The following is a 21260-nucleotide window of genomic DNA, read 5'->3' as shown; positions in this document are numbered from 1 at the left end:
AAAATTAAGCTCAGGTTTATAGCCTGAGCTTTTTATTGATCTTATTCTTTCTTTTTAAATCTAGCCTTAGCTAAAAGGTAACCTGCAAAAAATGGAATTCCAAACATTACGCCCGCTAATACAAGCACCAAAATGATTAATACCCACGATACTGATCGAATCATTTTACCAACATTTTCTGTGGTCTCCTTTATAAGATTAGCACCGGTAGCATTCATATCCTCAACAAGGATAGCTCTTTGTTCATGAATAAACTTTTGAAGAGAATCACGCTCTTGAGAAAGTTGCATTATCGACGTTTCCATACCATTATTCATCTGATAAATAAGAGGTGTTAATTCCTCGCGCATACGCTCTGCAACTATACCTAACATTTCAGGTGATTCTTGTGCAATAATTGCCAACCTATTTATTGTTGCAGATAAAGAATCTGCTTTCTCAAGATATTTCTCGCTTAAGCTGTCATTCTCCCATTTTAGGGTAAATAAATCTTTTTGCCAATTTAGCTGATTGCCTATTTGTGTATTATATCCGCTTAAGCGATCGGTAAAATCATTCATCACTTCAGCAGCAGAACCTACTGTTTCAACATAGCTGGTATCTGGAATTTCAAGATACTCTGCTAAACTAGGCATGATATTCTCTCTAGGAAAAAACATTTCGTGCACCGCATGTTCTTTCGCATATTGATTTACAAAAGACTCTAGATCTTTAAATTCTTTGCCATAAAGCGATTTTGCAACTGAGCTAATTTCCTTACTCAGTTCTGCAGAAACCTCACTCGCCAAATGTGTATTTGTATGAAAAATAGTATCACCATAACTACTATTAAAATAATCTTCCATTTGTAAACAAAGCAACCAAGTATCAACCAACGAAACTTGTGGTACCGTTTGATAGGCTGCACTTGCTGCTGCCCCTGTTGCACTCATCTTCCATTTTAAAGCACGTCCTTTTATTTCAACATCTTCTGATACTTGATAGATAGAATCGGCAGCCAATATTACTTTCCCAGAAAAGTCATGATAAAAAGATCGGACAGCCATACGAGTATTAAGTTCTCTTTTTGGCAGGGGAACAACATCTGATTCAATAGCAATATTTAATAAAGAACACGAGGATACTGAGAATAGAATGATTAGGGATAAAATAAGTTTTAAATGATGCATCGTTTTTATGTTATTTAGTTTAGTATAGAAATTTACAAAATTCCGGTAACAATAACAGTGCCGTTATGATAACAAAGTAAATTTACTCAATGTTTTGTATATCTTTGCAGCAAATAAATATATAGAGTACGATGGTAGAAGTAGGTAATTATAATGTTTTAAAGGTTGTAAAGGATTTAGATTTTGGGTTATACCTTGATGGAGGGGAAGAACTAGGCGAAATTTTACTTCCAAGAAGATATGTACCTATTAATTGTACAGTAGATGAAGAATTAGAGGTTTTTCTATACTTAGATTCTGAAGATAGGTTAATTGCTACTACTGAAATGCCACATGCGATTGTTGGAGAATTTGCCTATTTAAAAGCCATCTCTGTTGGTAAAGTTGGTGCCTTTTTAGACTGGGGCTTGCCTAAAGATTTATTAGTACCATTTAGAGAGCAAAAATTAGATATTGAGGAAGGGAAATACTATCCTGTTTATATTTATTTAGATGATGAAAGTGGCCGTATTGCAGCGTCGTCTAAAGTTGAAAAGTATTTAAATAATTTACCGCCTGAATATGAAGAAGGCCAAGAGGTAGATATCATGATATTTCAGGAAACAGACCTTGGTTATAAAGCTATTATTAATGGTACACACTCAGGTATGCTTTATCATAATGAAGTATTTAGAGATATACACAAAGGCGAAAAGGTAAAAGCCTATATTAAAAAAGTTAGAGAAGACGACAAAATTGACTTAAGCCTTGAGAAACCAGGCTATCAAAAAGTTGATGGAATTTCTCAGGATATTTTAAACAAACTAAAATCAGAAGATGGTTTTATGCTTGTAACAGATAAAAGTCCTGCCGATGAGATTTCAAGAATGTTTGGTATCAGCAAAAAGAGTTTTAAGAAAGCGATTGGAGCACTTTACAAACAACGAATTATTACAATTGAAGATGGAGGAATAAGGTTAGTAAAATAAGCTATATTTTATTTATAAAATACATTATGCCAAGGTTTAACAATCTTGGCATTTTTTATTCAAAATAGAAGGTAAGCTGAAAAATATTTGAAGTAAGTTTATCAATTGCTTGTGTATATGGTAAGTCTACCATATCGCCTGTACCCTCATGGTTTAATACATCAAACATACCGATTGATATCTTGAACTCAGTAGTTAGTTTAAAGTAATTTAAGTACGAATCGATACCAAACCCTATTTCGTAATATAAATCCATTTTATTAAGAGCCAAACCGTCCTGCTTACTTTTTGCCAAATCGTATCGTGGATTTATACCTGCTACTAAATATGGCTTGTAGTTTTTTATACGTGATGAGCTATACTTAATCAAAATAGGCATCTCAATAAAGGTAGATTTAATTTGAAGATCGTCTTCTTTCTCTACCTTATTTTCATCTATATAAGAAAGGTTCCTCTGTCCAAAGCTTATACCTGGAAGAACCCTTAGGTTAAAATTCTGATTTAATCGTAAACTACTTACAATACCCAGATTTATACCCGGAGTTAAACTTTCAACTGAGGCATATAGCGGATTATTGCCATTTTCGGGAGTTGAAGCACCAGAATGATGAATGGTAAAATCCATAGTATTCACACCTATTAAAAAACCAAAGTGCAGTCTTTTTTGATCGAATGTGACAAGGTTTGGCACAACCTTTTTCTTTGATGATTGGGCATATGTACCTAAACCCAAAGACACTAAAAAGAATACTATAATTAAATGCTTCAATTCAAATATTTTTTATCAATCAATACTAAATATAAAACTCTGAATATTATGTTTTATTGTACTTTCTTCTCAGAAAAATAAATAGTAGCCACTCCAAAAGTTTGTTTCCATACTTTTAACGATGTAAAACCACTAGCTTCAAGTTCTTTTACGAAAGCTTGTCCTTCAGGAAATGCTGCAACAGATTCTGGCAAATATTCGTACGCTGCTTTATCTTTAGAAAACAAGCCGCCCCACCATGGTAATATTTTACTAGAATAGAATTGATAGATTTGCTTAAAAGGAAATGAGGATGGATTAGAAAACTCAAGTACCACAAACTTAGCTCCTGGCTTTAAAACTCTGCAGATTTCAGTTAAGCCTTTATTTAAATTCTCGAAGTTACGAACACCAAAGGCAACTGTAGCAGCATCAAACTGATTATCACTTAAAGGTAAATTTTCAGAATCGCCATGCACCAAGGATATGGTATCTGTAAGGTTCAGCTTTTCAATTTTCTCCTGACCTACCTTTAGCATTTCTGCAGATAAATCTAAACCTACAATTTTACTTGGTTTTAGTTTCATTGCGGCAATAGCTAAATCTCCGGTACCTGTAGCAATATCAAGCAATACAGGAGAAGGAATATTTTTTAACAGGCCAATAGCTCTCCTCCTCCATATTTTATCAATACCAAATGATAATAAATGATTTAGAAAATCGTATTTAGGAGCAATGTTATCAAACATTGATTCTATTTGCTTTTTCTTTCCCTCTTCAGACGTTTTATATGGAGTTACCGACATTGTAGCATTTTAATAATTTACAGGGGCAAAAATACAATAGAATTTTACAATTGCGAATAAAATACTACACATATCAGTACGAATAGGATTAATTGAATTTAGATTGTTTCATCGTTCAAACAGATTTTGCTTCTGCTTCATAAAATACATTAGACTTTTCATTAATTATCAATATCCCTTACAGGACAAACGGAATACACTTGATTATAATTTCATTCTGGGTACGAAAACCTTAAACGGAAATTAGTACCACAGACTTGATTTACATGAGGTACTAATTTGAAGGGTAATAACAATAAATTATTGTGGATTATTTTCGGTTACATAACCTGAAATATGATACATTGTTGCACCATCTATAATGCTACCATCATCATTAACATCCATTAATGAATAACAGTTTAAATCAAATTCCATCCTTTTTTTACTTACTAGAGTAGCCGTTCCTGATTTTGCCACATAAGTAATAAACTCTTCACTATCGGTATCTGCATTTAGTATCAATACCCCAGCTGCAACAGCTCTAAAGTTCAGTTCTTCTTCAAGCCCGACTTCTAAAACTTCACCGGCCTTATAATTCTTAACTTCAAAAGCAATTGTAATTGTAGGTGATACACCCGCTACCATGGCTTCTTCGTGAGTAACATCTTGACTAATTCCACACAGTAAGCTCTCGCCTTCTTCGTAAACCTCGCCATTCAATTTAATCATATACTCATTGTTATTACCTAATAAATCATCTACTGCTTTTTCTTTATCACAAGATGAAAACGACAATAAAACTGTTAAAATTGCTAATAATTGGATTGATAAATTTTTCATGATTTCTATTATTTAGGATTAATATTTATTTCGTTTGCTTTACCATATGCTGCATCATATCGTATATTGAACGTAACTCCTCTTCGCTCATTGAACGTGCTTCCTCATCACTATTAATTACAAGTGTCCGCCATTTAGAATAGCTCATCTTAGCCATTTCTTGCATTTTTTTAATATCGCTATTAAGCTCATCCTGATCTTCGTCATTCATCTCGTCTAGCAAAGCATCAGTTTGGTAAGGTGTTTGCGATTCTTGTATTGGATAATTCGGGAGTACGAAATGCGATTCGGGAACAGATATATCAAATTCAGCAACATTGGCAACTGTACTAGTTGTAATGCCCATTATTTTCATTTCAAGTTTTAAAGGAATGCCTTTGTATAGCCATTGTTTACCTCCGGCAAACTCCCATATATCGCAGGAATAAGCAAGTACTTGTCCTTTACCTACCTTCTTGCCTCCCATATTAATAAACATTTGCTCTCCTATATCACTCGCATTGCTCTCCGGGTTTTGGCTTGCTATCATGCCCATTGCCATATCCGTATTCGAATAGATAACCTGATTTTCAAAATCCACTGCATAACTTTGGCCATTCTCATACTTATTGACACTTTGCTTTTTCAATGTTTCTTCATTCGTTTTTCCAAACATTTTAATAACAGTCGTCTCAGTGTATTCGGCTGTCTTAATTTCCGTTCTGCCCCAATCTTTGAAATATAAACTTTCTGTGCCTTTGGTTCTTATACTGGTACCCATAACACTTCCATTTCCTGTTGTTGAGTATAAAACCTTACCCGATTTTATTGTGTACCGCTTAACCTGACTTTCTGTTAAAGTGCACATCAAAAAAAGTACAAATGCTAGTATTAACTTATTGTAAGTTTTCATTGTAGTTTGTTTTTTTTGAGGGTTTGATATTCTTAAAAATCACTAATTAATTGCCTGCAATTCGTACAAGGCATTGTAGCCCCAGTCACCCGATTTATAAACAATAATTTTTGCATATACTCCAGGTTTATCGGTTATCATCCACAACTTTCTTATTTCATCAAACTCGCCAATTACCTCCAATACAGTGCAATCAAACTCTCCTGCAGGAGTAGTTATAATTTCACTACCTGCGATTCTAAAGGAGTATTCTTTTTCTGGAAACAAAAGGTGGTCATAAGACATGTTAGGCGGCAGTTGAGTATCCTTTGGTAAGTTATAGGCATCATATCCATGGAAAATAAAGTCAACACTTAAACTAGGCTCTTCTAAATTTGTTATCACTTTAGATTTTAGAGTTTTATTATCTGTAATTATTCCATCACTATCTATTTTTAAATAATGATAAACTAACTCATTCACCTTACTTAGATACTGTAATAACTCGAAAGTATTGTTCCAAGGGAGCTTCTCTTCATCATCATAATATTTAAACTCTTCGTCCTCATCAAAAAAATCATCTATTGTAAAATCAAGATGTTCTATAGTTGTATGATGTCCCTCCTTAACTGGCTCTAAATTTGGCAACTCTACCTTAGTAAAATATAAAATCGCTTCATCTTTTTCGTAAACTAAATCCTCTGTAGTTAAGTCGATAATAGTTGCCGACCCATTAAAATCATTATCCAAAGAACTGCTACGCAGGAGTAACTCGTTTTTGTTTTTTTCCCACTCTCCAACCGTATAAGTTTCTTCATTAAGTGACCGCGAAGCCACTAGCTTTCCATCTTCTACAAAGCCATAAATAGCACTTAAATCACTGTATATCCTTTCGCCAACTTCTACTTTTGACAACTGCCAGTACCCATTAATAGTGGATTGTTGAGCTAGCAATGCTATACTACAAAATAGTATGCAAATTATGGAGGTTACAGATTTCATAATCGTATATTTTAGAGTTATTATTTCACGTTTAGGGTATGCGTAAGCCAAGTGATTGTTCCAGACTATTGATAAGTTCTGTTTTTAGCTCCTCACTAACTGGTATAGTAGCTCCACCTTTTAATTGAATATCGGTATGTTTCTTTCGGGATATACTTTGTATAAAAGCCTGATTTACTAGGTACAGATTATGTGGTTTTATAAAACCTTTCACCCGTAACTTTTCACTTACGGTTTGTATATCAACTGATACATTTATAAAACCGTAATCTTGCACACAGAAAGCAGTATTAGAACCTTTACTTTTACAGTATAAAATATCAGCAATGGTTACATAATGATAAAAATCCTTACCTGATATTAAAGCCTTATTTATTGAACCGAGCATAACAAATGGTTTTTGTTATTACAAAGTAACGAAGGTAAAAGCTGAGTTTGTAAGTAAATTTGAATACGGTAAACGTACTATTGAATGCGGTATAATTTTATCCGAAATGACATCAATACCATAAATAAGGAATTTGAGACTATATTAAAATGACCCTATTCTTTTAAGAAAATAAATTATCTAGTTCACAAAGCACCATCTGTTTTCTTCTTTTAGAAACCGGAATTTCAGTGTTATCGCTCATAATAATGAAACCTCCATCTGTTTTATCAATTTTAGAAATTGCATTAATATTTACTAAAAAAGACTGGTGCGGTCTGATAAAGCCATGTTCCGAAAGTAAAGCTTCGTATTCCTTAATACTTTTTGATACCACTATCGGTTTCTGGTCATTGATATAGAAGGTTGTATAGCTATTATCACTTTTACAATAATTGAGATCTTGAATCTTGCAAATAAATAGAGTTTCTGCTGTTCGAAGCACAATTTTATCAGGAACTTGAGAACTTTTAAACTGCTTTTCGAAATGGTTAGTCTGCTCTTGGAGTTCCTCTGATTTTGAGCGAACGATTACTTCATTTATGGCATTACAGAATTCAAACTCATTTACTGGTTTTAGAATATAATCAATCGCACTAAACTTAATAGCTTTAATAGCGTACTGATTATAAGCAGTAATAAAAATAATTTTAAAAACATAAGGTTTACATGCTTGTAATACCTGAAAACAATTGCCATCAGCGAGTTCAATATCCATTAAAACTAAATCAGGTTTGCACGTTTTCAATAATTCAATGGATGAGGCAACATCTGCTGCCTCCCCAACAATTTCCATTTGCGGGAAATTATTTATAATGAGATTTCTATTTGTCTCTCTTAATGGTTTCTCATCTTCAATTATTACTACTCTCATATGCTACTCAATAATAGGGATATTTATAGTTATGGTAGTTCCAGAACCTCTAGTACTTTTAATTTGTATACTAGCCTTTTTACCTAATGCCTTATTTAATAGTTGTATTCTTTTATTAAAAATAGACATAGCCATTGATTTATGATTATTACTTTTTACGGAATTCTCATCAAAACCAGTTCCATTATCAATAATATTTACCTCTAAAGTCTCTGTTTTATCAGTAAACCTAATAGTTAACTTTCCCCTTACCTGTAGATTTCGTAAACCATGCTTTATCGCATTTTCTACAAATGGTTGAACCAACATAGGTGGTATCTTAATAAATTCTGTTTCAAGATCTGTATCATAGTCAATACTATAATCGAAACTATTATTAAGTCGCATTTGCTCAAGCTTAATATAATTATGCAATGCAGTAATTTCTTCATCAAGCATTATTGTTTCGGCCTCTGAATGTTGAAGTATCGCCCTTGTTAACCCCGCAAAGTTATTTAAATAACCAGCTGCCTTTTTAGTATCATTATTGATCATATAATTTTGAATACTTCCCAAGGCATTAAACAAAAAGTGTGGATTCATCTGCGACCGCAGTAATTGTTGCCTCAACGTTTCCTGTTTTTGATGGTTCTCTCTTCTATATCGGAAGTAAATTAACACACCAAGTAATAGAGTTAGCAATAGGGAAACTGAAAGCGCTATAAATAAAATACTGCGCTGTGTTTTTATTTGATTTTCAGCCGACAATAATTCTATTTGTTGCTCCTTTTTCTCCGTTTGGTATTTCGTTTCTAATTCCTCAATATTCTGTTTATTTTGCTCCTCTAAAATTTTAGTTTCATAATTTCTGAGCGAATCATTCCAGGTATAAGCCTTTGCGTAATCTTTTAGGGCATAATTAATCTCATACAAAAGTGCAAAACAATCTTGCTTAAGGACAGGGTATAAATAGATATGTTCGTTATTTATATTTTCTCTAGCTAAACTAAGGGCTTCCTCATATCGGCTCAGGGATATTAGCTGCTCTATTTTCACATTATTAATTGCCATTACAAAATAAGGAACATCACCTAAATAACTTTCCGATTCCGAGGCTAAATCCAATGCTTTGCTAGGTTTTTCAAGAGTTTGATATATTAAAGCACTATTCAATAATGATATCCCAATACCCTGATTATAAGCAACAGGCTTACTCACTTGAACTATCGTATCGTAATAAGCCAAGGCCTTTTTATATTCCTTTTTCGCTTCTGCAATTTGGCCCATATTATTGTAAACCATAACTAAATCACTTACAGAAGCGCATGACTCAACATTCCTTAATTGGTAAGCTTTGGTTATGTACATTTCCCATTTATCGATATTATCAATTCGTTGAAATATCTCTCCTACCATTACATAATCATAACAAATACCTTCTATTTTATTTACGCTTTCTTTATAGGATAAGGCTTCAAGCGCATATTGAATGGCTTTTTCGTTTTCTCCTGCAGAATTCAAATTCCCACTTAAATTCATTTTTATTATAGATATCATATCCAGCAAATTATCTCGCTCTGCAGCTGATAAAGCCTGATTATAATACGCCGTTGACTTATTACAATCACCTTCAACCCAATAAATACTACCTAAATAATTCGCTGTTTTTGATATTATAGTATCATCGGGTATGGAACTGGCTATTTTTAAGGCTATTTTGAGGTGATAAATTGCTGTATCAACAAGGTTATTATCATCTAAATAAACACCATAATCGTAATGAGCTTTTGCCATCGATAGTTCTAAACCATCCGACTCTATAATCCTACTTTGAAAAGATAGATAGGCTGAATCAGGTGTATTTTCTTTGGCCAATAGGTTTATAAATCCTATTGAAAAGATTAAAGATAGAATAAGGTGTTTTTGCATACTTTGTTCTGATGTAAAGCTTTCGCTATACCAAAGGTAGTAAAATAATAATTTTCAATATGTTATATCAGAACAATTAATAAAGAATTAGAATTACTTACCGACATTTTAAAGTTAAATACAATAATATGAAACCTCACTTCTCTTGGTATAGGATAGTCCCACTAACAATGTGCAAATAAAAAACGTCACAAGAATAAACTTGCGACGTTAACTAATATATTATCTTAATTCAGTAATGTTATTCCAAGGTAGAAAGTAACTAAACTAGTTCTCTTCATTATTCATCCAATCTTTAAAGGAATTTGAATATTCTGATTTTATATCATCAATGAAACCAAACGATTCATCATCAATTCTTACCTCACCTTTAGTTACATGACCAAGCACTGAAAACTTTGTTTCGGTTTCAAGCATAAAATCAACAAAATCATCTTGTAAACTTGGTGCTACAGAAACCACTACCCTACCTTGAGATTCTCCAAATAGGAATGAATCTTTTCTGATTTCAGCATCGCTTGTAATATCAAATCCAAAGCCAAGTGGCACTGCCGATTCTAAAAGATTAAAAAATAATCCACCTGCTGAAACATCATGAACCGAACGAACTAACCTTTTACGAATTACTTGTTTCACAATTTCGTGTAATTCTAATTCTTCTTCCATATTAAAATATGGTGCAGCATGACTTTTTTGCTTATGATAGTAAGTTAAATATTCTGAGGCATTAATATCATCTTTAGATTCCCCGATTAAACATATCACATCACCTTTATGCTTAAATGGTAAAACTGAATGATGATCTTTTGACTCAACTAAACCAAGCATTCCAACTATTGGTGATGGTGTAATTGCGGTTATTCTGCCTTCAACAGATTTTTGATTGTAGAAACTTACATTTCCACTTACAATAGGTGTATTAAACTTCTCACATGCGTCTGATAACCCTTCTACTGATTTTGTAAATTGCCAAAATACTTCAGGATCATATGGATTTCCAAAATTTAAACAATCAGTTACAGCTAATGGAACACCTCCTCCACAAATAATATTACGTGCAGCTTCTGCTACTGCAATCTGCGCTCCCACAAAAGGGTCTGCCTCAAGATAATTAGAATTACTATCGATTGAGATAGCTAATGTTTTATTAATTTCTTCAATATGAACAAAAGCTGCATCTGAAGGAAAACTATTATTAAAGGATTCATGCTGCAATGATGGATCAAATAAATCCATCAAACTTTCTTTTGATGATAAATTAATATTCTTCAGCATCACTGCAATAACTTTTTGATAATCTTCTGGCTCAGGAATATCCTCAATATTAAGAGCTTTTATAATATTAGATTCTGGCTCTTTTACCTCTCGTTCATAAATCGGTGATTTGCCTCCCAAACCAACATAGCTAGTTGGAATATCTGCAACAACATCATTATTATTTAAACAAATAAGGTTTTCACCTTTAACAACCTCTCCTACTACAGCAAATGACAACTGTTTTGGAGACAATAACCCTTGAATATGTGCCAGATTATCTTTATCGATACAAACTAAAATTCGTCCCCATGTTTCTGAAAACAGGACATCTCTGCATCCCATATTTTCGTTACGAGTTGGAACTTTATCACAATTTATAGTAATACCGACATTACCACGAGAAGCCATTTCTGTTGCTGCTCCGGCAATACCCGCAGCACCTATGGTTTGAATCCCAATTACTTTACCTTCTTCTTTTAGTTCTTTAATCGCATTAATCAGGTTTCCTTCTACTGTTGAATCGAGCATTTGTTCAATTCCAAATGAGTCTTGCTCTGTATTAGAAATATAATCTGCTGAAAAAGTGTCGCCATCAATACCTTCATTTCCGGTTAATGCACCTACTATTAAAATAAGGTTACCCAAGCCGCTTGCAGTACCCGAAATTAACTCATCCTTTTTTGCAATTCCAATTGCCATATTATTAACAATGGGACTTGAGTTAAATGCTTTATTAAAAACAACCTCGCCTCCAACGACTGGCAAACGCATTGTTTTCTCAAATTCACTAATTCCACCTATAACTTCATTAAATAACCAACGCGCAGTATCTCTGTTTGACTCTCCAAAACGCAATGAATCGAGCAATGCAACAGGTTTTGCTCCCATGGCAAACACGTCTCGTGTTACAACACGCATACCCGTTAAAGCTCCCAATCGAGGTTGAAAAGAACAGGGGTGGTTATGGGATTCCATTTTAAAAACACAAGCATATCCGTCACCAATATCAATAGCTCCAGCTTTTTCATCACCAGCCTTAACAACAACCTTATCCCCCGATGTAGGCATCATTTGTAGCCATTTCATTGAGTTTTTATAGGATGCATGCTCACTCCACAAACGGGAAAACATCTCTAATTCGAGAGAATTGGGTTCTCTTTTTAAGATTTCAAATATAAGATCTTGTTCAGTGGCTGTTAGGTTAATTTCGCTTGCTATATTTTCCTGTCCCATGGTATTGAATATTAAGTAACGATAGATTGCTCAATCGCCAAATAGAAATCACTCCCATAAAGTAAATAAAAATTTACGAAGAATACGTAGTCAACTTTACTTATCTGATTGTAAATTTGTAACAGAATTAATTACACAATAAAATTTAGTAAATGAACAAAATAGCACTTATAACTGGCGCAACTTCGGGCATTGGCATGGCAACTGCTAAGGTATTAGCTAAACTAAAGTATAATCTGATAATAACCGGACGCAGAAAGGAAAGATTAGATCAATTCTCCAACTTGCTACAAAGTGAATTTGGTATCCATACAAAAGCTCTTGCCTTTGATATTAGAAATGAAGAAGAAACTACAGCAGCATTAAATACACTAGGCGAAAAATGGAGCAAAATAGATATTCTAATCAATAATGCTGGCTTAGCATCGGGTACCGAAACTGTTGATCAGGCAGATTGGACTAAGTGGAAACAAATGATTGATACCAATATAACTGGACTATTATTTCTATCTAAAGAAATTATTAAAGGAATGGTGAGTCGTAAACAAGGTCATATTGTAAATATATCATCCATTGCAGGAATACAAACCTATCCTGGAGGCAGCGTTTATAGTGCGACTAAGCATGCTGTAAATGCAATTACTAAAGGAATGAGAATTGATTTACTACCACATAATATAAAAGTTTCATCAGTATCTCCTGGTATGGTTGATACCGAATTTTCATTAGTTAGATTTGGTGGCAATCAAGAAAAAGCAAACAATGTTTACAATGGAGTTGATGCACTTTTAGCTGAAGATATTGCAGATGCGATAGAATATATAGTAACTCGTCCGGCCCATGTAAATATCAACGACATGCTAATAATGCCAACGCAGCAAGCCGATGCAACAAATATATATCGTAAATAAAACATCGTTATAATACAAAATATTAGGTACAGCATATTATTTGTTAGTGCCTAATATTTAATCACTAACAAGATTAAACTTTAGTTTTGGATCATTAATCTACAAAATACTACTCTTCAAATAAAACTTCAATAATTATGTAACTATCAAAGCAATAATTCGTCTTATGACAATTAAATAGGCAAAAATACATTTTAATAACCCACTTATTCTGATAAAACATGTTTGGTTACATCAACTATAAAATAGATACTGAAAGTAAAATATTATATATTGTTTATAAAGGAACAATTACCATTGATAACATTGTACAATCTATTGAAGAAATAATAAGCCATCCTAACTACTCAGTAGATTATGATACATTAGTTGATATGCAGACTTGTCACCTGAATATCAATTTAAAAGAACTTAATCGCATCTCAAATTTTCTTGATATAGATCCTAAACTAAATGCAAATCGTAATTCAATTTATTTAACCAACAAACCCAACGAAGTTGTTATAACTACGCTATATAGCAAACTCATTAAAAACTCAAAAGTAACTCCACATATCATTTCTACAATTGAGGCTGCTCAATCACACTTATCAAGCCACATTGAAATTGATCAACTTAAAAGTAATTTAGATTCCCTACGATAAATTATTGATGAATAATTACCACTCATCCCAATAAAACAACAACTCAGTAAAGCTATTTTTCTTGTTACGTTTTGTTAAGCCAATTTTGAATTGTTCTTAAACACTAAACGTAATGAAAACAACAATTATTATTATCTACCTTTTTAGCTTTTATTTTGTAATATCGTCTCAAACAAAAGTAATTGGAACTGTAGTTGATAAAAAAGGTAAGCCTTTAACTGGAGTAAACATATATTTCAAAGACACTTATGATGGATCAGCAAGTGATTTGGAAGGTAATTTTCACATTGAAACCAATTCTGAAAATACAATAATAATAGCCCGTTTTTTAGGTTATACTAAATTTGAACAAGAAATTGAACCTGATAAAATAAGCAAATTACTTATTGTACTCAAGGAGAATATAAATAGTATTGATGCAGTAACCATTACTGCAGGGAATTTTGCCGCTGGCGATGAGAGCAAAGCTTCTGTTCTTAAACCATTAGATATTTATACTACTGCAGGTGCTGTTGGAAATGCTATTGGTGCCCTAACCACATTACCAGGAACTCAACCAGCAAACGATGATGGAAGATTGTTAGTAAGAGGAGGCGAAGCATACGAAACCCGCACTGTAATTGATGGTTTGTTAGCAGGTAGTCCCTATTTTACAAAAGTACCCGATGTTCCTACCCGAGGTCGATTTTCACCCTCTTTATTTTCAGGTACAATGTTTAATACTGGCGGGTATAGTGCAGAATATGGACAAGCACTATCCTCTATTTTATCTTTAAAAAGTAATGATTTAGCAACAAAGGATATGTTATCACTCTCACTAATGAGTATAGGTGGTGGTGCTGAATATACGAACGCTTGGGATAACAACTCATTATCGATTATATTAAACTATATTAACATGGCGCCATATTATGGTTTAATTGATACAAAACAGGATTGGGAGAAACCTGTAGAATCAGGGAATAGTGCATTGGTGTACAGACACAAAACAAAAAACAATGGCATACTAAAAGCATACTTATCAAGCGATGCAAGTAAGTTAAAATACAATAGCTATTCTGGTGTTGATGATATTTGGTATACCACTCAGGTTAAAAACCTAAATCATTATGGAAATATAACTTACAAACAAGCTATTGGTGAAAAAACATGTATCAAAACTGGAATATCTGCAACAAGTGATAATCCTGATATTATTTATGATACTCAGTATATTAAAACCCATGATGTAAATATAGAAACACGGCTGACTTTGGTTCATGATTTATCACAATCCGTCAATTTACGTTATGGAGTTAGCCATACTTATACAAACTATAAACAAAGCTATCAGGCAAATATAAATGCCCCAACCTTCTTGCCTAAATATACCGATCATTTGAGTGCAGCTTTCATTGAAAGTGAAATTAAATTTAATAAAAACATTGCCTTAAGAACCGGTTTGAGATATGAGTATGCTTCAGTTCTAAATAAAAGCAACTTTGCGCCACGTATAGCTATGGCATTCAACACTGGAGACAAAAGTCAGGTATCTGTATCTTATGGACATTTTTATCAAAATCCGGAAGATGATGTTTTAAAATTTGCTAAACAATTAAACTATGAAAACGCACATCATTATATTCTTGGGTATCAAAAAGGAAGTGTAAAATCTCGGTTATTCCGATTAGAAAGTTATTACAAACAGTACAATAATTTAGTCAGTTATCGTGGTGAGGACTATTATTTAGGAACAAACTACAACAATAGCGGATATGGCCATGCGCACGGTATTGATCTGTTTTGGCGTGATACAAAAACAGTAAAGCAATTAGATTATTGGATATCTTATTCTTTCATTAATTCGGAGAGACAATACAAAAGCTTTAAGACTGCGGTTCAGCCCGACTTTATTTCAAACCATGTTCTTTCAATAGTTGGTAAATATTATATTCCTGCAATTAATTGTCAGTTTGGTGCCACATATTGGTTGGCATCTGACCGTAATTGGTATGAGTATACAAAGCAAAACTACACAACACACAAAGGAGCCTCTACCAATGAGCTAAATTTAAACATCAGCTATTTAACCCATTTATTCAACTATTCAACCATCATACATTTTGAAGTTTCAAATATATTGGGCGCAAACAGCAACTTTGGATATCGTCGGGGTCCTATTAATGATTCAGATAATAACCCAGTGTATATTCCAATAACTAATGACATTAAGCAATTCGCATTTCTAGGTATTTTCATCACCCTTCAATAAACAAATAATTATTTTAGTAACATAAATTTAATAATCATGAAAAACACAGTATTTTCACTCAGCATTTTTTTATTTAGCATCTTATTCACAAACCAAATAACTGCTAATTCATATGAAGATGCAATGACCGCAAATATTAATAAAATGTATATGTCCCAAACTCCTGAAGATCTTTTATCAATTTCCGGTTACTTTTATCGAGTAGCAGAGACAGAAAAAGACAAATGGATTCCGCTATATTACGCTTCTTACAGTTTAGTTAGAATAACATATTTAATTAAAGATGCTGATGTTATTGATACTTACTTAGATGAAGCTCAAACTTACGTTGATAAATTACTAAAATCTAATCCAGAGGAATCCGAAATACATATTCTACAAGCTATTATATATTCTATGCGTATTACGAGTATGGCACGAGGTATGAAATATTCTGGATTATCGAATGCCTCCATAGATAGGGCCGAAAAATTAAATCCTAATAACCCAAGGGCATACTACTGCAGAGGTAATAATATATTGCATACACCTACAGCTTTTGGTGGCGGCAAAAAAAATGCGCTCCCATTGTATCAGAAAGCTGAGAAGCTATACGCTACATGGAGATCTCCTGAAAAGTTCTGGCCTGACTGGGACATCAAACACAACAAAAAAATGATACAAAAATGTATTTCAAAAAATTAATCTCATGGCCGAAATAAAATTAGAAAAACGCTTTTCACTCAAAGGGCTCTTGAAAATTAGCTTGATGTCAATACTAATTGGCACCTCTATAATGTTTATTTTATCAGGCTCCTTAAATATTGCATTGCGAGAAATACTAATAAATGTTGCTTACTCCTTAATGATAGGAGTTGGTTTATTTGCTAATGGATATATTTTCAACTCAATTGAAAACCATTGGTTATCGTGGACCAAACATCCTGTCAGATCACTAATTATTGCATTCTCTATCACAACCATTTATTCGAGCATAATAATTTGGGGAGTTAACTATTTATGGTTCATCGTAATTATGAAACTTTCTTTGAGTGCTTTTAAGGCCTTTGTAATTAATATTATTATATCAGAATACTTCGTACTCTATGTCATTACACTATTCATGTTTGCCCGTGCATTTTTCAACGAGTGGAGAACACTAATAATTAGCGAGCAGCAATTAAAGCAGCATGCACTTGAGCTACAATATAAGGTTTTGAGCAATCAGGTTAATCCGCATTTTTTATTCAATAGCCTCAATACCTTAAGCTCATTAATTAATATCGATACAGAAAGAGCCCAATCGTACGTTAATAAATTATCTTCATTTTATAGAGATTTACTATCCTATAGAGGAAAAGATATAATCTCGCTAAAGGATGAAATATTATTTGTAAATCAATACATAGCGCTACAAAAAGAACGATTCGGAAATAATATCGAGGTTAAGATAAATATTGATAATTCGGAATTATACCAAGTAATACCTATGACCATTCAAATGTTAGTTGAGAATGCCATAAAACACAACCAAATCAGTAAGGATAACCCGTTAACAATAAACATACAAACAATAGATAAGCACATAAAAATCACAAATAATATTAAGCCGTACAACAAACCTATTGATGGAGAAAAATTAGGTTTAAGTAATCTAAAGGAACGCTATAAATATTTAAGCAACTCTCCGTTTGAGCTTATAAAAACTGAGGAGCAATTTATAGTAAATGTTCCCCTATTAACTTTTGATTAGAATTATAAAAAATGAATATACTCATTATAGAAGACGAACCATTAGCAGCAGAGCATTTATGCAAAATGCTTGATAAAGTTAATCCTGACACTAAGATACTAGCCATCTTGGATTCTGTAGAATCTTCAATTAAATGGTTTAACCAAAATGAACATCCCCCTTTAGTATTTATGGATATTCATTTAGGTGATGGTATTTCTTTTGAAATTTTCAGTTCTGTTAAAATAGAGTCCTTCATCATTTTTACAACTGCATACGATAAATATGCATTACAAGCTTTTAGTGTAAATAGTATCGATTATTTATTAAAACCATTAAGCATCGATAAACTTAATGAAGCAATCTTAAAGTTCAGAAACTACCACAAACTAGAAAATCCCACGCCATCACAATTAAATATAGACTCACTAATTAATGCAATACAAAACAAACAAGAGAGTTATAAAGAGAGGTTTGTTGTAAAAGTTGGTACCCGAATAAAAATGGTTACCACAAGTGAAGTTACCTGTTTTTATAGTTTTGAGAAAGGTACGTATATCCTCACCCAAAATAAATCTAATTATCTAATTGATTACACATTAGATAAACTATCAGCGCTCCTTAACCCCAAAGAATTTTACCGTATTAACCGGAAGCAAATTATTAGAATATCGGCAATCTCAGAAGTGCAAACCCTTGGACCTTCAAGGATAAAAGTAAAATTAAAAGGCTGTATTGATGATGAGTATATAGTTTCACGCGAAAGAATAAAAGGGTTTAAAATATGGCTAGAAGGTTAACTAATAAATATTTGGACTCTTAATTAACTAATTGAAAATTGAATTGAAAGGTTAAACCCATTATTGAATAATTTCTTTATTTTTGGGCTTTCAGAAAAACCCACACAATGGGTGCAATTTACTTAGTCAATCTAAAAATATGAGTATTCAAATAGTAGAGGTAAGCTCAAAAAAACAAATTAAGCAATTTGTAGAATTTCCATATCAACTATATAAAAACAACAAATTTTGGCTTCCAGCTCTAAAAGGCGATGAGTATAGCGCTCTTGATGTTGAGAAAAACCCAGCTTTCGATTTCTGTGAGGCCAAATTTTGGATTGCCATGAAAGGCTCTGAAGTTGTGGGCCGAATTGGTGCAATTGTTAATGATCTTTGGATTGAAAAGATTGGAGAAAAGATCGGACGTATCACTCGTATTGAAGCCATTGACGATGCCGAAGTCTTTAAATTATTAATTCAAACTGCTGAAGATTATTTAAAATCTAAAGGCATGGTTGGAGTTATGGGACCTTTAGGATTCTCTAACCTTGACCACTCTGGTATACTAATAGAAGGACAAGACCACATGCCTGTTATGGCATCTGATTACCACTTTGCTTATTATAAAAAGCATATTGAAGATAATGGCTACACCAAAGAGCGTGACTGGTTAGAGTTTAGGATTACTTTCCCTGATGCTTTGCCAGAAAAATCGGTTAAAGTGGCCAATATGATTAAAAAACGATATGGACTTACTCCGGTTAACTTTACCTCAAAAAAAGAACTTGAGCCATATAAAGAAAAAATATTCAAGGTTTTTAACGATGCATTTTCTGGTTTATTCGGGACCTTCAGGTTACCTGATAGAATGGTAAAATATTATATCGATAAATTCTTCCCTGCTTTAAACCCAAGATATGTTAAAGTAATATTGGACAAAGAAAATGAGCTAGCAGGTTTCATTATCGCGCTTCCATCTTTATCAAAAGCATTACAAAAAGCAAAAGGGAAACTATTACCATTTGGATGGTACCACTTGAAAAAAGCTATTGACAATCCATCTGAAATGGATCTTATGTTGACTGGAGTTCGTCCTGAATTTCAGAAATTAGGACTTGCTGCGTTACTTACCAATGAGCTATGGAATACCGCAAATAATGATGGTGTTAAATTTGTTGAAACAACAGGCATGTTAGAAGACAACAATGTAGCCATACAAATGTGGAAATCATTTGACCACATTCAGCATAAGCGTAAGAGGTGTTTTAAAAAGATGTTTTAATCAAAATCACATATAAAAAGAGCTTTTCTACAACTAGAAAAGCTCTTTTTATATCTATATCACATTAACTATTTAACTCGATAACTGTAATCTCAGGAGACATACCTATACGTGCTGGCATGCCCAAATAACCCAAACCACGATTTACATACAAATATTGATCTTTGTTTTTGTATAAACCATCCCAATGCTTGAACTTGTATTTTGCGGGAGACCACTTAAAACCCTTCCAATTAATACCAAACTGCATTCCATGGGTATGACCTGCTAAGGTTAAATCATAAGCGGTTTGCCCAACAACCTCAGCTTCCCAATGATCAGGGTCATGAGAAAGTAAGATTTTAAAATCGAAATGCTCAGTCCCTTTTTTAGCTTGTTGTAAATCTCCGTATTGCGGAAATGGTGCTTGTCCCCAGTTCTCAACTCCAGTGATAGCAATTTCCTGATCTCCGATACTTAGAGCTACAGATTCATCTTTCAACAATCTAAATCCAAACTTCTTATGGGCATCCAATATACCTTGAAAATTTTCTTGTTTAGCTGCTTCTGATGGCCAATTGCTGTAATCACCATAATCGTGATTTCCTAATACAGAAAACTTACCGGATTTGGCTTTTAATTGTTGAAACATACTTTCCCAACCATGGGTTTCTTCTGCAAAATTATTTACCAAATCGCCCGTAAAAAATATCACGTCGGCATTCTCTTTATTAATTATATCTACAATACCTTCTAGCTTGTGGTAATTTGAAGCAAAACTACCCAAGTGAATATCTGAAATATGAATGATCTTAAAACCACTGAAATTGTTAGGCAAATTGGGGTACTTAATTTTCTGGTGCTGGGTAAAAAAAGAAAACCTCCCTTTTACCATACCGAATAGTACAGATATAAAAGGTGCAGTGGCAAATATAATCCCCACCTGACTCACGAATTTCTTTCTACTAATTCGTGGATATCGAATGGTGGTTTGTTCCAACGAGGCCTTCTTTACTTTATAATGTGAGAATGCCCAATCTATTAACATAAATAGACCATAATAAAGCAAATAAAAGAATTTGGGCATGTATAAAAGAAGAAAGGCTCCATTTATTACCATAAAATAATGGTAAAAATCAGGCGACGATATTTCTCTAATTTGTATCGTTAGATAAAAGTAAGCAATCCCGAAAACCAAAGGGACAATCCCAAAGAACAGACGGGCTAAGTTTTTAGTTATAGAAGTTTGTTTAACTTCTTTTTTAAAGATTAAAAAACTCAATAAATCAACACAAACAAGTATGATGAGGATGGCTAAAAACGCAACAATTTTAAATTTCATACACCAATAATTGAATTATTTCTTAGAAGTTATTTAATGTTGTTTGGAAATTTCGAGAGTGACATATTGGTTTTCAGTGACAAAGCTTAATTTTTCTTGCATAGCCGTAGCTACGGAATAAAAATTAGCTGAAGGCAATGAAATCAAGATGTTACACGCAGTTTTTCAGTACGACTTTAAACAACTTCTTAACCTTAAACGCAATTATCAGTCCATAGTTGTATAAAAAAGCTTAAAATAAGATGATTACGTCATTCCTCCCTTAATCATTATCCA

19 protein-coding genes are annotated in these 21260 nt (G+C 33.1%); 8 read left to right on the top strand and 11 right to left on the bottom strand.

What is annotated here, in order from left to right:
- Positions 1 to 41: 41 nt before the first annotated feature.
- Positions 42 to 1169, bottom strand: coding sequence for a hypothetical protein (locus QMO11_RS00755; RefSeq protein WP_282035576.1), 1128 nt, complete (start codon positions 1167 to 1169; stop codon positions 42 to 44).
- A gap of 131 nt (positions 1170 to 1300) precedes the next feature.
- On the opposite strand from QMO11_RS00755, the gene QMO11_RS00750 reads away from it, so the two are divergent.
- A complete protein-coding gene (locus QMO11_RS00750; protein WP_282035575.1) occupies positions 1301 to 2137 on the top strand; it encodes a CvfB family protein in 837 nt (278 codons plus the stop codon).
- Positions 2138 to 2192: 55 nt separating this feature from the next.
- Here the strand turns inward: QMO11_RS00750 and porT are convergent, their stop codons facing one another.
- The 9 genes from porT to purL all read right to left on the bottom strand — a co-directional run bounded on the left by porT (position 2193) and on the right by purL (position 12085).
- The gene (porT, locus tag QMO11_RS00745; protein ID WP_282035574.1) at positions 2193 to 2906 is read right to left on the bottom strand and encodes a type IX secretion/gliding motility protein PorT/SprT; all 714 of its coding nucleotides are present in this window, start codon (positions 2904 to 2906) and stop codon (positions 2193 to 2195) included.
- Positions 2907 to 2959: 53 nt separating this feature from the next.
- Complete coding sequence (gene ubiE / locus QMO11_RS00740) at positions 2960 to 3691, bottom strand: bifunctional demethylmenaquinone methyltransferase/2-methoxy-6-polyprenyl-1,4-benzoquinol methylase UbiE (protein ID WP_282035573.1); 732 nt, start codon at positions 3689 to 3691, stop codon at positions 2960 to 2962.
- Positions 3692 to 3991: 300 nt separating this feature from the next.
- The gene (locus tag QMO11_RS00735; protein WP_282035572.1) at positions 3992 to 4513 is read right to left on the bottom strand and encodes a hypothetical protein; all 522 of its coding nucleotides are present in this window, start codon (positions 4511 to 4513) and stop codon (positions 3992 to 3994) included.
- 25 nt (positions 4514 to 4538) lie between these two features.
- Positions 4539 to 5405, bottom strand: a complete 867-nt coding sequence (locus tag QMO11_RS00730) for a hypothetical protein (RefSeq protein ID WP_282035571.1) — start codon at positions 5403 to 5405, stop codon at positions 4539 to 4541.
- A gap of 42 nt (positions 5406 to 5447) precedes the next feature.
- Complete coding sequence (locus QMO11_RS00725) at positions 5448 to 6386, bottom strand: hypothetical protein (RefSeq protein WP_282035570.1); 939 nt, start codon at positions 6384 to 6386, stop codon at positions 5448 to 5450.
- A gap of 31 nt (positions 6387 to 6417) precedes the next feature.
- A complete protein-coding gene (locus QMO11_RS00720) occupies positions 6418 to 6774 on the bottom strand; it encodes a LytTR family transcriptional regulator DNA-binding domain-containing protein (RefSeq protein WP_282035569.1) in 357 nt (118 codons plus the stop codon).
- Positions 6775 to 6937: 163 nt separating this feature from the next.
- The gene (locus QMO11_RS00715; protein WP_282035568.1) at positions 6938 to 7687 is read right to left on the bottom strand and encodes a LytR/AlgR family response regulator transcription factor; all 750 of its coding nucleotides are present in this window, start codon (positions 7685 to 7687) and stop codon (positions 6938 to 6940) included.
- Between the two features lie 3 nt (positions 7688 to 7690).
- Entirely contained in the window at positions 7691 to 9595 is a 1905-nt protein-coding gene (locus QMO11_RS00710; RefSeq protein ID WP_282035567.1) for a histidine kinase, read from the bottom strand.
- 267 nt (positions 9596 to 9862) lie between these two features.
- Complete coding sequence (purL, locus tag QMO11_RS00705; protein ID WP_282035566.1) at positions 9863 to 12085, bottom strand: phosphoribosylformylglycinamidine synthase subunit PurL; 2223 nt, start codon at positions 12083 to 12085, stop codon at positions 9863 to 9865.
- A gap of 152 nt (positions 12086 to 12237) precedes the next feature.
- Here purL and QMO11_RS00700 point away from each other — a divergent pair, with 152 nt between their 5' ends.
- From QMO11_RS00700 to QMO11_RS00670, 7 genes are all read left to right on the top strand, one after another.
- Positions 12238 to 12996: an SDR family NAD(P)-dependent oxidoreductase gene (locus QMO11_RS00700; RefSeq protein ID WP_282035565.1), complete on the top strand. Its 759-nt coding sequence runs from the start codon at positions 12238 to 12240 to the stop codon at positions 12994 to 12996.
- A 221-nt stretch (positions 12997 to 13217) separates the two neighbouring features.
- Positions 13218 to 13640: a hypothetical protein gene (locus tag QMO11_RS00695; RefSeq protein WP_282035564.1), complete on the top strand. Its 423-nt coding sequence runs from the start codon at positions 13218 to 13220 to the stop codon at positions 13638 to 13640.
- Positions 13641 to 13752: 112 nt separating this feature from the next.
- Positions 13753 to 15891 (top strand): TonB-dependent receptor, encoded by a 2139-nt coding sequence (locus QMO11_RS00690; RefSeq protein WP_282035563.1) that lies wholly within the window; start codon positions 13753 to 13755, stop codon positions 15889 to 15891.
- A 36-nt stretch (positions 15892 to 15927) separates the two neighbouring features.
- Positions 15928 to 16575: a tetratricopeptide repeat protein gene (locus QMO11_RS00685; protein ID WP_282035562.1), complete on the top strand. Its 648-nt coding sequence runs from the start codon at positions 15928 to 15930 to the stop codon at positions 16573 to 16575.
- A 64-nt stretch (positions 16576 to 16639) separates the two neighbouring features.
- Positions 16640 to 17623: a sensor histidine kinase gene (locus tag QMO11_RS00680; protein ID WP_282035561.1), complete on the top strand. Its 984-nt coding sequence runs from the start codon at positions 16640 to 16642 to the stop codon at positions 17621 to 17623.
- 11 nt (positions 17624 to 17634) lie between these two features.
- Positions 17635 to 18402, top strand: a complete 768-nt coding sequence (locus tag QMO11_RS00675) for a LytR/AlgR family response regulator transcription factor (protein ID WP_282035560.1) — start codon at positions 17635 to 17637, stop codon at positions 18400 to 18402.
- A gap of 139 nt (positions 18403 to 18541) precedes the next feature.
- A complete protein-coding gene (locus QMO11_RS00670; protein WP_282035559.1) occupies positions 18542 to 19663 on the top strand; it encodes a hypothetical protein in 1122 nt (373 codons plus the stop codon).
- Positions 19664 to 19727: 64 nt separating this feature from the next.
- Here the strand turns inward: QMO11_RS00670 and QMO11_RS00665 are convergent, their stop codons facing one another.
- Positions 19728 to 20984: a metallophosphoesterase gene (locus QMO11_RS00665; protein WP_282035558.1), complete on the bottom strand. Its 1257-nt coding sequence runs from the start codon at positions 20982 to 20984 to the stop codon at positions 19728 to 19730.
- Positions 20985 to 21260: the final 276 nt, after the last annotated feature.

It is taken from the genome of Saccharicrinis aurantiacus (assembly GCF_947489045.1).
Taxonomy (GTDB): domain Bacteria; phylum Bacteroidota; class Bacteroidia; order Bacteroidales; family Marinilabiliaceae; genus Saccharicrinis; species Saccharicrinis aurantiacus.
Note: the sequence above shows the minus strand (reverse complement) of the source record. Positions and strands in the feature narration are given on the sequence as shown.